The organism is Rhizobium sp. BK491, assembly GCF_014194925.1.
In the GTDB taxonomy this organism is placed as follows: Bacteria; Pseudomonadota; Alphaproteobacteria; order Rhizobiales; family Rhizobiaceae; genus Rhizobium.
The window spans coordinates 626,056-641,879 of sequence record NZ_JACIAR010000004.1 but is presented as its reverse complement, the minus strand read 5'-3'; the positions used below and the strand labels follow the sequence as shown (position 1 = coordinate 641,879).

Here is a 15,824-nt window from a genome sequence, read left to right as displayed (position 1 = left end):
GCCGAAAGCTGCTTTGATCGAAGTTTATTGTGATTCGCGAGGCGGAAGAAGCTTGCGCTCTTGCCTTCGGATAACGATCGCGTATCAAGATCGTCCCCGCGCCGGGGTACATTTTGGAAAGTCAGCTTGCGAATGCGAACACGCCTGTCGATACTCCCGGCACTCGGTCTCCTTTTTATCCTTGCATTGACGAATGCCGCTTCCGCGCATGAGCTCGTGCGCGTGCCGCCGGGCAATCGCAACAGCGTCCAGCCGCCCATACCGAACACTTCGGTACTGCGAGCCAAGGCCTTCAACACGACCTACGACGAAAAATACCAGAAGATCGTCGGCGTGCTTCGCGACAACAAGGACTTGATGGCCTCGATCAGGAAGGCTGGACAGGCCTACCAGATCGACCCCATCCACATCGTTGGCGCGCTTGTCGGCGAACACACCTACAACATCACGATCGTCAACAGGGTGAAGTCCTACTACGTCAAGGCGCTCGCCTATTCGCAGTCCGATTTCAAGTTTGCCTATAAGGACGTGACCGTCCAAACCTTCCTGAAAAAGCCGGAATTCGCCCCTTGCAACGCCTTCACCGGCAGCGCCGAATTGTGGGAATGCCGTGACGAGACCTGGGACAAGAGTTTCCGAGGCAAGGTCATCGACGGCGTCACTTACGAAAACATGACGTTCCAGCGCGCCTTCTTCCAGCCTTTCTTTGCCGGCCAGACCTTCGGCCTTGGGCAGATCAGCCCTTTGACCGCCCTTGAAGTCACCGATCTCGTGCATGCGACGAGCGGCCTGCCGAAGCTTTCCGTCGATGATCCGCAGGCGATCTACCGCGACATCATGGATCCCGATCGCAGCGTGATCTATATCGCCGCTATCGTAAAGGATGCCATCGACGCCTATCGTGCGGAGGGTTTCGACATCACCGACAATCCCGGCCTGACGGCAACGCTTTACAATGTCGGCCAGCCGCGCCGCCGTGCGGCCGCCCTGCGGCAAGCGGCGGACGCTACGGGCGGGAAGAAACTGCCGGAAGAAAATTATTATGGCTGGCTGGTGAATGATAAACTGCCGGAGCTGCGCGGGTTGCTCGGCCGCGACAATAGCCAATAGGCCGGCAGAACTTCACCCATGATGACCATCGGCCTAATCAGGCGATCAGGCTGACGCGATCATTGGCAATCTTGTTTTCGACCCAGGCTCGTTCATTCTGCCAATCATGCCGCTTCCACCCTTCCCAGCCGAAGCCGCATAGCTTGACGTCCCATTCGGACGCGGGGAACCTTGCGAGCGCATAACGGATGCCAAGGAAGCCTGTGCTGGGAAAGACCTTGTGCATGCGACGCTCGGAAATACCGAGCTCGCCGCAGCCCGCAATATAGGTCTGCGGCGGCATGATGCGGATCTCCTTGCCGGCCCTGCCCAGCAACTCGATTGCCTGCATCGTCCAATCAGCCTTTCGGCCTTTCAGACGCTGGAAGATATTAGGCCGTGGGTGATATTTGCGAATGATATCGGGGTGGTAGGCCAGCATGAAGACCTTTGCGGCCTTAAGCGCAGCGTTATCCATGAAGCCAGGATCGAGAAGCCGCCGATACAGGATCTTGCTCGAGGCAGCCAGCATGATCATGTCGGTGCGCTCGCCGCTCATGCCGCCGGAAAGGACCGGCTCATTGAAACGCATGACGAATTGCGCCTCGTCGACGATACCGGCGATATCGCGTTCCAGCTTGCCATTGCCGACAATGATTGCAGTCTTACGCGCCAATGCGATCGTCCAGAAAATACGGGCCGTGGATTAGCAAGTTGTTCTGACAGCACACTGAAACATTGATGAGGCGGAAATAAAGTGCGCCCCTCCCGGATCGGCTGCGCGCTGAGGGAAGAATGGGCTCAACCCATAGCGCACGAGCCCATTCCCATTCCGCAAGGACCGTTGCGACTAATCACGCTGCCTGTTCGAGCACAGAACGTATCAGCGTTTCGGCTTTGGCAATGGCCGCATTTGTCGCCTCTGGGCCGTGGGCCGTCCCTTCGACGCGGATAGTTTCGATGTCGGTTATGCCCATGAAGCCGAGCAGATGCTCCAGATAGTTCGTCTGAAAATCGAAGGCCGCATGGACACCCTCCGAGAAGACACCGCCACTGGCCGTCACCACATAGGCTTTTTTGCCGCTCAGAAGGCCGTTAACGCCGCTCGCATCATAGCTGAAGGTGACGCCGGGCCAGATGATATGATCCATCCAGGCCTTGAGTTGCGAAGACAGACTGAAGTTGATCATTCCGGAGCCGATGACAATCACCTCGGCGGCCTTGACCTCGTTCACCAATGTCTCTGCAAGTGCTACGGCTTCAGTCTGTTCCGGCGTCCGCGCTATCGAGGGCGCTATGCGGCCTTCGATATAGGCCAGCGTGATATGCGGCAGCGGCTGAGCTGCCAAGTCGCGTATCACGAGCGTTCCGCCGAGGCGATCTCTGAGCCCCTCCGCGACCTCGGTTGCGAATCGCGTGGACAGGCCTTCGGCCCCGCGCGGGCTCGAGGTTACAACGAGAATGTTGGTCATTTGCTGACTCCTTGTATGAGTGGTAAATAATTGTGACCAACGCTATTAATGTAACTAATTCATTCTCCGCAAGAAGGCACATTCATGACACTGAATGACATTGATTTTCCCATCCCCCATCTCGACGATTGCCGGATGGTGCGGGAAATTCTCGATCGCATCGGCGATAAATGGAGCCTGTACGTCATCGCCATTCTCAAAGATGGCCCCCTACGGTTCAACGAATTGCGGCGGCGGATCGACGGCATTTCTCAGCGAATGCTGACGTTGACGCTGCGCGGGCTGGAGCGCGACGGGCTGGTGACGCGTACGCTATTCCCCACGATTCCACCCCGAGTGGACTATGAACTCACCAAATCCGGTCGGGAACTGCTTGGCCCGGTGATGGCGCTTGTGGGATGGGCGACCGCCAATCAGGATGTCATCCAGGAGGCACGCGCTCAATACGACAAACGGTAGGTAGGCGTTTCGGTAAGTAATTCTTTCAAGTGCCTACAAGAAATACCGGAACTTCAGCGGAAGCAGCGCCGCGCCGATCGCGCTGGCATCCCCGCGTGTCTCGCTTAGCACCAGCCGAGGTCCGGGCGGTGCGGCACCATAGCGGTGCGGACGCTGCGACGGCAGGCGGGCGCGCGCGATCATCATTCGTCCAAGCTCGGGCGGTAGCTGGCCACCGAAGACGATGGCTTGCGGATCGATCACCCCGGCAAGCGTGGCGATCAGGCGGTCGAGCATCGGCATGGTCTCGGAGAGCCAGCTCTCGACGCCGGGCCAGGAAGGGTCGAAATTCTGCTTCAGCTCCTCGATGGAGCCTATGTCGACACCACTCTCCCGCAACGTGGCGATAAGATATTGCAAAGCCGGCCGGCGTAGCACTTCGTCCGGATCATAGATGACGCTGAATTCCCCGGCATTCCCATGGAAGCCCAGATAAGGCCTGCCCTCCAGGATGAGGCCGCCGCCAAATCCATAATTGAAGGAGAGGTATGCAAAGGTCTTGCACCAGCGCCCGACACCGCGCAGGCTCTCGCCTATGGCGCCCGTCGTTGCGTTGTTTTCCAACCAGGCCGGAACTCCGAACACATGCTCGAGTTCCGGCTGCAGATCGACCAGAGACCAGTCGCGCAGCGGCTCCGGAGCGTTAAAGCGACGATCATCGCCGACGAAGAAACCCGACATGGCAAAGCCGAGCCCGATGAGGTTCTCGCGCGATATTTCGTGGCGCACCAGCATCGAACCCAGTTTCTCATCAAGGATTGCCAGCGTTGCCTTGCGGTCGACCGGCACGCCCCTCAGCGCCTCCTGATCGACGATGTCGCAGCCGAAATCAGCAAGCGACAGCGTCACGGCATCGGTATTGACGGAGATGCCGACCGAATAGACCGCCAGCCGCTCCAGTTCGATCGTCGGGCTCGGCTGCCCGCGCGCGCCCTTAAATGGCGCGCCGGCGCGAAGCAAGCCGCGAGCCACTAGCGCCTCGACGAGACGATGTACCGATTGCTGCGTCAAATTGGTGTGCGCTGTAATAGTCGCGCGCGGAATCGGTTCGTGATTGCGGACAATATCGAGGATGAGGCGCTCATTCTCGCTTGCCAGTGGGAATTTTTCCAACGCTGCCATGACTGCAATCCTGATCCTGTCGTACCGACCTAGCCGTTCGCCTATCCGGGCACAATCCGGACCTATATATTCGCTGCCGCTCGTCATAAATATTACACTTTATGTGTATTAATAACCATAACAGCGATCGGTGCCAATGCCACCGCGTCGGCCATAGCCATTGGTGCTCCCATTCGACATCGAACCCCGCATCCGCTCATTCCGCCTCCAGCTCACGAAAGCTCTTCCCATGCATAGCCAGACCGCCACCTCGCCCTTATCTCGCAATGCCGATATCTACGACCTCCTTTCCCGGACCAATCCAAACATTCTGACGATTGCCCATCGTGGGCTTTGGTCGGCAGCTCCCGAAAATTCATTGGCGGCAATCCGTGCGGCAGCCGAGCTTGGTGTGGAATTCGTCGAAATCGACACGCAGGCGACTGCCGACGGCCATCTCGTCGTCATTCACGACAAGACGCTGGACCGCACCACGTCGGCTAAAGGTGTGGTCGGAGCGAGCAGCTTTGCCACAATCCGCGAGGCCCGACTGCGTGCCGGCGCTGGCGGAGAGATGACGGCGTTGACCGATGAGCGTGTTCCCACGCTCGAAGAGGCGCTGGAGGAGGCGCGCGGGCGCGTCTTCGTCAATATCGACACGAAATTTCCGCGTGAATTGCCGCAAGTCATTGCCGCGATGCGCCGGCTGGGTGCCGAGGATCACGTCATCATCAAGTCGGATGTCGAGCCGCAAAGCGGCTCCTTTCCTGTACTCGATGCCGATTGGTTCGGCTCGATCCCGCATATGCCGATGTTTCGCGTCCGGCCCGGAAAATTTACCCAGGATCTTCGAATGATCGAACCGCTCAAGGCGCCGATGATCGAGGTGAAATTTACCGACATTGCCGATCTCGCAGCCGGGCGCGAGGAACTGGAACGCCAAAATATCCGGCTCTGGATCAATACGCTTGATGTCTCCTACAATCTCGACTTCAACGATAGCCGGGCGCTTAGCGACCCGGAAGGCGTATGGGGAACGCTCGTTGATGCCGGCGTCGGCGCCATCCAGACCGATACGAATGTCGAATTCAAGCAGTGGCTCGCGACCAGAAGCGGCAAATAAAGGCCCTTCGGTTTAACGCACAGACAAGAAAGCCCGGGCGACCTCCCGTTGCCCGGGCTTTTGCCTCCTCCCGCGCTGGTAGCAATCTAAAGCGAAGCCTTCGCGCTCGCGAAGAGGGGCGTTTCTCAGGAACAGCCTTACCAATTTTGGTCATCTGAAAGGCAAATGCTGCACCGCAAAGGAAATGATGCGAAAATGAATTAAAACTGATGTGAAAATGAATTTTGAATGTTGACTTAAGGAATCGCTGAACTAGTTCCCGCTCATACGCCGGGGTCCGCCCCATCCATAGCGACCATATAATCCTGCATAATCCTGTGCAGCCGTTCCAGCAGCTAAGTCGCTGTTGCGGCAAGGAATATTCGTGCGGTTACGAGGTCGCGTCATAGCGCAGTGGGACTTTAGTATCTCATGAGCAGCATCACTGGACGGCTCGTCAAAGGAAGCATGTGGCTAAGCCTGTCGCGGACCATCGTGAACGGACTTGCAACGCTCAGCACCTTCGTATTGGCCCGCTATCTCGCGCCCGCCGATTTTGGCGTCGTCGCCCTTGGCATGACGATATTGATGATCGTCACGACCATTACCGAACTTTCCCTCTCGGAGGCGCTGATCCGTCACGCTGCACCGGACGAATCCCATTTCAGTGCCGCCTGGACCCTGAATGCCGCGCGCGGGCTGGCGATCTGCATCCTGTTTGCGATCTTTGCCTATCCGGCGGCGGCCCTTTTCAATGAGCCTAGACTGGCGGGCGTCATGTTCGCTCTCGGCATCAGCATGTTGCTTGGTGGTCTCACGAATCCGCGCCGCATCATGCTGCAGCGCGATCTGATCTTCTGGCAGGAGTTCGTGCTTGCGGTCTCGCAGAAATTCGCCGGCTTCGTCGCCTCCGTTGCAATCGCCATCATCTATCAAAGCTATTGGGCGCTGATCGTCGGCACGCTGATCAGCCAGGCGACGAATGTCATCGTCTCCTATCTCGTGCTGCCCTTCCGCCCCAGGATCACCTTCCAGCACATGCGGGAGTTCTTCTCCTTCTCCGCCTGGCTGACCGCCGGCCAGATCGTCAGCACGCTCAACTGGCGCTTCGACTATCTGCTTGTCGGCAAGATGCTCGGCGGCATCCAGCTCGGCTATTATTCGGTCGGCAGCAACCTCGCCATGATGCCGACGCGGGAGGCGACCGCTCCACTCACGCAGACGATCTATCCGGCTTTTGCCGGTATTCACAACGATCCAGGCAGGCTCGCCGCCGCCTATCAACGCGTGCAGGCACTGGTTGCCGCTGTCGCCCTTCCAGCCGGCATCGGCGTTGCCGTGACCGCCGATCCGTTGGTGAGGCTCGCGCTCGGCGACAAATGGGCGCCTGTCATTTTCATCATCCAGTCGCTGGCCTCTGTCTTTGCGCTGCAGACGCTGGGCTCGCTCGTACAGCCGCTCGGCATGGCAAAGGGCGAGACGCGCGTGCTCTTCGTCCGGGACACGCAGATGTTCTGCCTGCGTGTCCCGATCATGATTGGCGGCCTGATGCTCTATGGCCTTCCGGGGGTCATTGCCGGCCGCGTCTTCACCGGCCTCTTCAGCACGGCCGTCAACATGATGCTCGTGCGACGCTTCACCGGCATCACCGTTGCAAAGCAATTGTCGGTGAACCTTCGGGCACTCGCGAGCGTCGCCATCATGGCGGCGGGCGTCTCTTTTGCCTCGAGCCATCTTGCCTACACGGACGACAAGTTCGTGCTCGTAACGCATCTCGCAATCCTGATCCTGCTCGGCGGCCTGCTCTATTGCGGTTCGACGCTCCTGCTGTGGACGCTGATGAAGCGGCCGGCCGGCCCGGAAACGGAGGTTCGAAACATACTCGGCAAGGTGCTGCCGAGACTTCGGCCTGCCTGAAACGCGCGGCCGACACCGGCCGGATTGATCGTCATCTGAATGGGGGAATGGGGAAATGACATTACCAGCAAATCAACAGCTGATCGCCAAACTGGACAACATGATCCACGATTGCCTGAAGGATTATATCAGCAATGATGAACCTCTGGCGATCCTCGACTTTCCCGACATCCGCAACTGCGGCGACTCCGCCATTTGGCTCGGTGAAATGGCTTATCTCAACAGGCGATACGGCAAGCGTCCGGCCTATGTCTCGCGCATCGACGATTTCTCGCCCGAGCAACTCGAGCGCACCATGCCGACCGGCCCGATCTTCATTCATGGCGGCGGCAATTTCGGCGACATATGGGATGCGCATCAGGACTTCCGTGAACGGGTTCTGGAGCAATTTCCCAATCGGCAGGTAATCCAGTTCCCGCAATCCATCCATTACAAATCGCAGGCACGCATAGAGGAAAGCGCCCGCGTCATCGGACGTCACAAGCATTTCGTATTGCTGGTGCGCGACGAGGAATCGAAAGAGTTTGCCCATAGGCACTTCGATTGCGAGGTGCGTCTTTGCCCGGACATGGCCTTCAGCATCGGCCCAATCCGGCCGGAGGCCCCGGAATTTCCCGTGCTTGCCATGTTGAGATCCGATCTTGAGAAGGTGGGCGGGGCCAATCTCTCCGCCTATCCCGATATTCCGAAAGAGGACTGGACGACCGAATCCGCCAAGCGTGTGCGCATCTCCAAGGCGATCGGCGCGGCAACGGCTCTCATGGCTCTCAAACCGGCTGAAATAAGACTGCGCAAGCTCGACGCAGCGGCACATAATCGTCTTAGACGCGGCATACGCCAGATTTCCCGCGGCCAGGCGATCGTCACGGACCGTCTGCATGTCCATATCTGCTCGATCCTGCTTGGACGGCCCCATGCGGTGCTGGACAATAGCTATGGCAAGATACGTCGGTTCATGGCGGCATTTTCCGGCGGTACCGATCTTGCATATCGAGCAACCTCGCTCGATGACGGTATCGCCTGGGCACGCCATCAGGCGACACAGCCATTGGCCGCTGCCTGACAGGCCGTGTCGTAGGCCTACAAAAATAATCAGGCGAAAGCGCTTCAAGTGCCTTCGCCTGATATTGGCTCGATCCAGCCTGGGAGGCAGCCATCCGAGCAGCGCAGACAAACCGCCTGCCCTTTCCCAAAATCGCTCTTAACGGGCGTTGTACTTCGCATCGACCTCGTTGATGGCCTTGACGTTGCCGGCCGAGCGGCCATTCTCGTCAAACGTCTGCGCCAGGAAGGCATCAGCGATCGCCTTGGCGAGCTCGGTGCCAATGACGCGGGCACCCATGGTGATGATCTGGGCGTTGTTCGAGAGCGCTGCACGCTCTGCCGAATAGGTGTCGTGGGTCAAAGCAGCGCGAATACCCGGCACCTTGTTGGCCGAGATGCAGACGCCGATGCCGGTGCCGCAGACGAGGATCGCCTTGTCATAGGTGCCGTCGATGACGCCGGAGGCGACGCGGTCGGCGAGGTTGGCGTAAAACGCATCCGGGCCTTCATCGGTGCGCGACACTTCGCTCACCTCGAAACGATCCTTCAGATGATCGGCGAGAACCTTGGCGAGGCCTTCGCCGGCGCTGTCTCCAGCAATAGCAAGCTTCATGATATGTCTCCTCAGAGTTTGGCGGCGCACTTGGCCAGGATGTCGAGATAGCCCTCGACGTTCCAGGCCGAGCGGCCGATGAAGAGCCCGTCTACGTGCGGGCAGGATATGAGTTCTTCGCAGTTTTGCGGATTGACGGATCCCCCGTAGAGACAGGGGATCTTTCGACCGAGTACCTTTTGCGCGACCGCGACGATTTCAGCCTGGCGCGCATCGGCATAGGAAGGCTCTGCAGGGATTCCCTTCTCGCCGATCGCCCAGACCGGCTCATAGGCGAGCAGGATCTCAGCCTGCTTCTGCGCGTCCGAGAGCTTCGACAGAGCGCCAATGACCTGCTCGCTCAGGATCTCCGTTGCACGACCGCTCTCACGATCGGCCAGCGTTTCGCCGATACAAATCAACGGGATCAAGCCATGACGGACGGCCGCCTCTGTTTTGAGGCCAACGGTTTCGTTGGTCTCGCCAAAATACTCGCGACGCTCCGAATGGCCGAGCTCGACGATATCGAGATTGCAATCCTTCAACATCAACGGCGAGATTTCCCCCGTCCACGCACCCTGGTCGGCCCAATGCATGTTCTGGGCGCCCACCTTGACGGAGCTTTCCGAGAGGATCGATTTGACTTCCCGCACGGCCGTGAAGGGTGGAATGACAAAGCGCTGGATGCGAGGATCCCGAAGAGCATCGGCGGCACGCAAGGCCTCAGCGAAGGCGCGGGCCTCGGCAAGCGTCTTGTTCATCTTCCAGCTCGTGCCGATCCAATAGCGAGGCTTCTCTGTCATGTCATATCCTGGTTCGAGGCGATGGTAAGTGTGATGCCGTCGCGGCGAAATTGCTCGACAATGGCGGCATCAGGCACGTGATCGGTAATCACGGCGTCGAAATCGGACAGATCGGCCATGACGTGCAGCGCCGTATGGCCGATGCGCTGATGACTGACGAGCAGGCAGCTTTTAGCAGCCGATGCGATCATTGCCCGCTTGGTGCGCACGACGTTGTCGTCCATATGATAGGCAAGCTTACCGGAAACGGCCGGCGTCGACAGGAAGGCGATGTCGGCCCGCAGCCGTGACAATGCCTCCTCGGTAACGACGCCCAAAAACGCGTTGAACTTTGCGGAATAGATGCCGCCGAGCGCTATCAAGGTGATGCCGCTTTCGTTCTTCATCCGATCGATGATTGCGGCATTGTTGGTGATCAGCGTCAACGGCCGCTTCTGCAGCAGCATCTCACCCAAAACGGCTGCCATCGACCCATCGTTGATCATGACGGTCATGCCGGGCTCTACCAGTTCCAGCGCCGTGCGCGCCATGGCGAGCTTCTCGTCATGACCCTGGCGGTCGCGGAACCGGAAATCACTTTCGAACTGGGTGCCGGCATCGATCGTCGCGCCGCCTCGGACCTTGCGCAGCACGCCAGCCTGTTCGAGATCATCGAGATCGCGGTGGATCGTCATCTTGGACACGACAAAGCGGTCAGCGAGATCGTCGAGATCGACGGTCTTGTGCTCGACGAGCAGATTGATGATCGATTGCTGGCGCTCTTCGCGTTTCACTTTGCGCTCCGGCCTTTGGCCCGAAATGGATCTTAAAGGAGATATAACATCAAAATCTCACAAATCAACATTTCTGCTGTTATGTTGAGATGAATTCCTGTTTTATGGCGCAGCATCACACCTCATCCTTCAGGAGCGCCCGCGCCGTTTTCTCATCCGTTATCAGACCGTAGAGACAGCGGCTCTTGAGGACGGCAAGGATGGCTTCGACCTTCGGCAATCCGCCCGAAAGCGCGACCAGCCGTTCGCCTTTGATGCGCGGCAGGGAGGCAGACAATGTGCGCGAGGTCAGCGTCGTCTCAAGAATATTGCCGTCGGCATCGAAGAAATGGCCGAGAATTTCGCCGACGCCGCCGGCCGCCGTGATCTCCTTGATCTCCTTCGGCTCGACCATGCCCGACAAGACGAGCTGCGCATCGGTATCGACCGTGCCGAGACCGACGAGCTTGAGATCGGCACCGTTTGCAAGATCGAAGACTTCCTTCACGCCGCGCTGCGCAAGCAGCACATCGCGGTCTTCCCGCGTATTGGCGAAGAAGGGCACTGGCATGACATGCGACTGCATGCCCGTCTTTTCGGCTATGCGGTGCATCACGTCATAGGGGTTGGCTGCATAGTTTCGCGTCAGGCCACCGAGCAGCGAGACGAAGCGTAAATCCTTGGCGCTGACGCGCGACAGGTGATGGACGGCGGAAGAGAGCGTTCGGCCATGGCCGAGGCCGATCACCTTATTGTGGCCGCTCTCGATCTCGCGCCGCAGGAAGCCGGCTCCCGCCTGACCGAGTGCGCGAAACTCGAAACCCTCCTCGCCCAGATCGGGTGCGACCTCGCAATATTGCAGCCCGAAGCGAGCCGAAAGTTTGGATTCCAACTCGACGCATTCGACGATATCGCCGTCGATCGTCACCTTGACGACGCCTTCGGCAACCGCGCGCGCAATCAGCCTGTGCGCCTTCACCGAGGGAACGCCGAGACGTTTCGCCACTTCGGACTGCGTCAGCCCGCCGGCATAGTGCAACCAGGCCGCCCGCACGGCGAGCGAAGCATCCGCATCCGTCATCGTCCGTTCCCTTTCATTTCTATACGCATAGTCCCTCGCCTGTTCTCTCCGGCCATAGTGTCCGATCCGGCCACCTCCTCGGTACCTGTTGAATCGGGACTCGGCCGCTCCACCGGCTAGATATGCAAGTCGCTGACGCCCGTGTCGATATGAGGCGCCCAGAAGGCAATGCTTTCGGCAATCTGCGGGATGACCTGGCGATCATTGGGCTCGCGCTCCTTGAACGACAATTCCAGGCAGATTTCATTGTCCTTGGCTCCACCTTCAGCAAATGCCTTCAACAGCGGTTCCGGCTGGATGCGGCCCTTGGCATTGAATTCCGCTGTGAAGGGACGATGCCCTCCCTTGTCCATCAGGCTCTGCTTGATATGGATGATCGGCGAAACCTTCGGCACGGCGCGCGCCCAGGCGTAGGGGTCATAGTCATCGGTATTGGCCGAGGTGACATCGCCATGATCGATATCGGCCATCATCCACATGGGGATGGCGAACGGCGCCTTGGTCAGCCTGTCCTGCAGGGAAAGGCAGGCCTCGATCGTCTCGCCGAATTCGCGGCCGATGCTCATCGGCTCCCAAAAGATATAGGAGAGGCCGGCAGCCCGGGCATGTTCGGCCACCTCGCCCCAGCAGTCGATCGCGATCTCGATCAATTCCTCGCGGCGGACCGGATCGTCGTAGTCCTTGTAGGTGAAGATCGCGAACTGTGTGCCGACCGAATGACCGCCGAGATCGGCGGTGATATCGGCAAAGGTCTTGAACCAGTCGATATAGTAGCGGCGAACATCCCTGTCCGGATGGCCGAAATGATTGAGGCGGCCATAGGGACCGGTCATGCCTGAGGTTACGCGAACGCCGGTGCGCTTCAGTGCCGCCTGCATATCCCGCGTCAGCCGGCGAATGACCGGTGCCTGCCAGCTCGGATTGATGAATTCGTGCGTCAATTGCAGATCGCGGATGCGCAGGTCACGCGCGACCGTTTCGATCAAATCGGCCGGCTCGGCAAAACGATTGACAAGCGGGTTGGTGTTGAGTGAAAGCGTCAAGGGCATGGGTATTCTCCGGCAAGATCTGGTGGTTCAGGCGGCCAGCGCCAGTTCGGCATCGAACCAGGCGGCGAAGGCCGCCTTCTCCTCAGTTGTCATGTGCAGACCTTCCTTGGTACGCCGCATCAGCACGTCGTCGGCCGCCTGCGCCCATTCGCAAGCCACGAGATAGCGGACTTCGGCCTCGTAGAGATCGCCGCCGAAATGCCGGCCGAGGTCCGCCAGCGACGTGGCATTACCGACGATCTGCTTCGTGCGGGCGCCATAGAGATGGCCGTAGTGATTGACGAGCGCACGCGGCATCCAAGGATAGGCCGCACGCAGCGTATCGGAAAAGGCGACATAATCGGCATTCGGAATATCGCCGCCCGGCAAAACAGCACTCCGCGTCCAGTCGCCACCCATCTTCGGGAAGAATTTCGCAAGCCGCTGCATCGCATGCTCGGAGAGCTTGCGGAAGGTGGTGATCTTGCCGCCGAAGACGCTCAGGAGCGGCGCGCCACCGGTCTCGTCGAGATCGAAGACATAGTCGCGCGTGACAGCAGACGGGTTGCCCTTGCCGTCGTCGAACAGCGGCCGGACGCCGGAGAAGCTTTCGAGCACGTCGGAGCGGCGCAGCTTCTCCTTGAAGTAGCGATTGACGGCCGTGATCAGGTAATCGATTTCCTTCTCGTCGACCCTCACCTCTTCCGGCTTGCCTTCATAGGGAATATCGGTCGTGCCGATCAGCGCCTTGTCGCCCTCGTAAGGGTTGATGAAGATGACGCGCTTGTCGTGATTCTGGACGAGATAGGCCTGCTGACCGGCCCAGAATTTCGGAACGATGATGTGACTGCCCTTCACGAGCCGGACGCTACGCTGGCTGTTCGAGCCGACGACACGGCCAATAATGTCGTTGACCCAGGGACCGGCGGCATTGACCAACACGCGGGCGCGCACCGTCCGCACCTCGCCGGAGCGCTCGCCGCGCATCTGAATGAGCCAGTTACCCTGCTCGCGGCGCGCGCTGACGCAAGCCGTGCGCGTCAGGATCCGCGCACCCTTTGCGGAAGCATCGAGAGCGTTGAGAACGACGAGCCGGGCGTCATCAACCCAACAGTCGGAATATTCAAAACCCTTGGAATATTGATCCAGGATCGGTGCCCCTTCCGGATCACGGTGCAGATCGAGCGAGCGGGTGCCCGGCAGCTTCTTGCGGCCACCGAGATGATCGTAGAGAAACAGACCGAGACGAACCAGCCAGGCCGGACGATCAGTCGGACTATGGGGAAGAACAAAGCGCATCGGCCAGATGATGTGGCTGGCCGAGTTCAACAGCACCTCACGTTCGATCAGCGCCTCGCGCACCAGGCGGAATTCATAATATTCAAGGTAGCGCAGGCCGCCATGCACGAGCTTGCCGGAGCGCGAAGACGTCCCCTCGGCGAGATCGCCTTTCTCGCACATGATAACCGAAAGGCCGCGGCCGGCCGCATCGCGGGCAATGCCGGCACCATTGATGCCTCCGCCGATCACGAAAAGATCAAAGATTTCCGGTTCCATCATGTCATGCTCCTAAGGATGCCTGCGGCATCATCAATTCAATCTTTTAAGCCGCACTCGCTCGCCGGCCTGATAACGGCTAGTGCTGGGCCAGTTTGTCCCAAGCCGGCGCAATCGCCTGGCGCACGTCCTTGTAGGCGTCGAACAAGCGGTCATAGCGCTCGACGTTTTCCTGATCCGGCGCTTCGGCTTCGCCGAGCAAGGGCGTCACCCAGTCAGCAATGCAGCTGTCCATGTCGCGATAGGCGCCGATCGCGACGGCGGCCATCATCGCGACGCCTGCGGCCCCCGCCTCCTCGCGGTCGGAAATACGCACCGGCGCCTTGACGGCGGCCGACAGCGAACCCCGCAGTGCGCGCGACCGGGCAGCTCCTCCGGTGATGCGTAGCTCCGAAGGCATGTCGCCCATGGCGGCATAACAATCGCGCGTGGCCATGCCGAGCCCTTCGACGACAGCCCTCAGCATGTCGGCAAATCCATGCCGCGTCGAAAGCCCGGTAAAGCCGGCACGCGCATGGGCATTGACGAAGGGACCGCGCTCGCCGGCCTCCGAAATATAGGGATGATAGATAAGATTTGTCGGCCGCGCTTCGGCAAACCAGGCGTCGATACGCGGAATGAGGTCGGAATAGGAAATCTCGCTCCCGCTTGCGGACATCAGATCTGCCGCGATCTTCAGAATCCAGTCGATATTGATGGTCGCACCCATGTTGGTCTGGACCTGCGTGACGATGCCAGGGATCGGCAGGGCGATCACATAGCCGGTCCCTTCGTCATTGAGCTGGACATCCGGCACGGCCTTTGCGCGCATATGCACGCCCGTCGATCCGATCGTTGAACAGGCCGCGTTCTGGCCGCCGGTGCGAACTCCGGCGCCAAGTGCGGTCATCACCATGTCTACATAGCCGAGACATACCGGCGTTCCAGCCAGCAGACCGGCTGCCTTTGCCGCTGTTTCCGTCAAGGGATGGCTAATCTCCGTTCCATCGACGATCTCGGGAAGAAGCGAGCGCCGGCGGGCAAGGCCGAGCGCATCGATGACAACAGCATCATACTGACGATTGCGGAAATTACCGAAGGTGAAACTCGCCTCGGATGGATCGGTCGCGCGAATGCCTGTCAGATTGAGATAGAGCCAGTCCTTGCAATGCAGCGCCGTCTCGGCCCGATCGAGAAGCTCAGGCATGAAGCGATCCATATGGGCGAGCTGCGCGCCCTGCTGGCAGGTATTGAGACCGGTTCCGGTCGCCTCGAAACGGGCGCGATTACCTTCCAGGGCGCCCAACCGCGTGACCGTCGATGCGGCTCGGGCATCAAGCCAAAGCCAGGCATCATCGACGGGCGCATTGCCAGGACCAACAAGCCAAGTGCCGTCGCCCTGCCCCGTAACCGCGATCGCAGCCGTCCGGCTGGCAAGATTTTCCACCTTCTCTCCAAGCCCGCGCAACGCGCTGACACAGTCCGCCCAGGTCTGGCCGAGCGACTGCGTGACCGATCCGTCTTCACCCGTCCGGTAGCGATTTCGCGCCGAAGCGGAAGCGATCTGCTTTCCGGTTAGGTCGAAGGCAACTGCCTTCAAAACAGAGGTCCCCGCATCGATCCCGATGATGATCCCGTTACCCTTAGGCATTGGGCGCCGACCCCACCATTCCGCGTCTTGCAGCACGAGAGCAAGCAAACATCACAAACATTTTCATTCCTCCCCTTACGACCAAGGGCATAAGCTATGCTCGTCCGCATTCGTCGTCGCTATATTTGCCACTCCACAGACAGAATGACGATTGAAGC

15 protein-coding genes are annotated in these 15,824 nt (G+C 59.4%); 5 read left to right on the top strand and 10 right to left on the bottom strand.

Annotated features, from left to right (window positions below; genetic code table 11):
* The first annotated feature begins 132 nt into the window (after positions 1-132).
* Positions 133-1,110, top strand: coding sequence for a DUF1402 family protein (locus FHX05_RS21275; protein WP_183874492.1), 978 nt, complete (start codon positions 133-135; stop codon positions 1,108-1,110).
* A 37-nt stretch (positions 1,111-1,147) separates the two neighbouring features.
* On the opposite strand, the gene FHX05_RS21270 is transcribed toward FHX05_RS21275, so the two are convergent.
* Positions 1,148-1,765: a hypothetical protein gene (locus FHX05_RS21270; protein ID WP_183874312.1), complete on the bottom strand. Its 618-nt coding sequence runs from the start codon at positions 1,763-1,765 to the stop codon at positions 1,148-1,150.
* 178 nt (positions 1,766-1,943) lie between these two features.
* Positions 1,944-2,561, bottom strand: coding sequence for an NAD(P)H-dependent oxidoreductase (locus tag FHX05_RS21265; protein ID WP_183874309.1), 618 nt, complete (start codon positions 2,559-2,561; stop codon positions 1,944-1,946).
* 84 nt (positions 2,562-2,645) lie between these two features.
* Here FHX05_RS21265 and FHX05_RS21260 point away from each other — a divergent pair, with 84 nt between their 5' ends.
* Positions 2,646-3,020, top strand: coding sequence for a helix-turn-helix domain-containing protein (locus FHX05_RS21260; protein ID WP_112610596.1), 375 nt, complete (start codon positions 2,646-2,648; stop codon positions 3,018-3,020).
* A 33-nt stretch (positions 3,021-3,053) separates the two neighbouring features.
* Here the strand turns inward: FHX05_RS21260 and FHX05_RS21255 are convergent, their stop codons facing one another.
* A complete protein-coding gene (locus tag FHX05_RS21255) occupies positions 3,054-4,181 on the bottom strand; it encodes an ROK family transcriptional regulator (RefSeq protein WP_183874307.1) in 1,128 nt (375 codons plus the stop codon).
* A gap of 229 nt (positions 4,182-4,410) precedes the next feature.
* Here FHX05_RS21255 and FHX05_RS21250 point away from each other — a divergent pair, with 229 nt between their 5' ends.
* From FHX05_RS21250 to FHX05_RS21240, 3 genes are all read left to right on the top strand, one after another.
* On the top strand, positions 4,411-5,283 hold the full coding sequence (locus tag FHX05_RS21250; RefSeq protein WP_183874305.1) for a glycerophosphodiester phosphodiesterase family protein: 873 nt from the start codon (positions 4,411-4,413) through the stop codon (positions 5,281-5,283).
* Positions 5,284-5,694: 411 nt separating this feature from the next.
* Complete coding sequence (locus FHX05_RS21245) at positions 5,695-7,179, top strand: lipopolysaccharide biosynthesis protein (protein ID WP_015343122.1); 1,485 nt, start codon at positions 5,695-5,697, stop codon at positions 7,177-7,179.
* A gap of 55 nt (positions 7,180-7,234) precedes the next feature.
* A complete protein-coding gene (locus tag FHX05_RS21240) occupies positions 7,235-8,242 on the top strand; it encodes a polysaccharide pyruvyl transferase family protein (RefSeq protein ID WP_183874303.1) in 1,008 nt (335 codons plus the stop codon).
* Between the two features lie 138 nt (positions 8,243-8,380).
* On the opposite strand, the gene FHX05_RS21235 is transcribed toward FHX05_RS21240, so the two are convergent.
* From FHX05_RS21235 to FHX05_RS21205, 7 genes are all read right to left on the bottom strand, one after another.
* Positions 8,381-8,836: an RpiB/LacA/LacB family sugar-phosphate isomerase gene (locus tag FHX05_RS21235; protein ID WP_069615612.1), complete on the bottom strand. Its 456-nt coding sequence runs from the start codon at positions 8,834-8,836 to the stop codon at positions 8,381-8,383.
* A gap of 11 nt (positions 8,837-8,847) precedes the next feature.
* The gene (locus tag FHX05_RS21230) at positions 8,848-9,618 is read right to left on the bottom strand and encodes a triose-phosphate isomerase (protein WP_183874301.1); all 771 of its coding nucleotides are present in this window, start codon (positions 9,616-9,618) and stop codon (positions 8,848-8,850) included.
* Positions 9,615-10,391, bottom strand: coding sequence for a DeoR/GlpR family DNA-binding transcription regulator (locus FHX05_RS21225; RefSeq protein ID WP_183874299.1), 777 nt, complete (start codon positions 10,389-10,391; stop codon positions 9,615-9,617). The genes FHX05_RS21230 and FHX05_RS21225 overlap by 4 nt, the downstream gene beginning before the upstream one ends.
* 115 nt (positions 10,392-10,506) lie before the next feature.
* Positions 10,507-11,451, bottom strand: a complete 945-nt coding sequence (locus tag FHX05_RS21220; RefSeq protein ID WP_112400034.1) for a sugar-binding transcriptional regulator — start codon at positions 11,449-11,451, stop codon at positions 10,507-10,509.
* Between the two features lie 116 nt (positions 11,452-11,567).
* Positions 11,568-12,500 (bottom strand): TIM barrel protein, encoded by a 933-nt coding sequence (locus FHX05_RS21215; protein WP_112610584.1) that lies wholly within the window; start codon positions 12,498-12,500, stop codon positions 11,568-11,570.
* A gap of 27 nt (positions 12,501-12,527) precedes the next feature.
* A complete protein-coding gene (locus FHX05_RS21210; RefSeq protein WP_183874297.1) occupies positions 12,528-14,039 on the bottom strand; it encodes a glycerol-3-phosphate dehydrogenase in 1,512 nt (503 codons plus the stop codon).
* 76 nt (positions 14,040-14,115) lie between these two features.
* The gene (locus FHX05_RS21205; protein WP_112400031.1) at positions 14,116-15,666 is read right to left on the bottom strand and encodes an FGGY-family carbohydrate kinase; all 1,551 of its coding nucleotides are present in this window, start codon (positions 15,664-15,666) and stop codon (positions 14,116-14,118) included.
* Between the last annotated feature and the right edge of the window lie 158 nt (positions 15,667-15,824).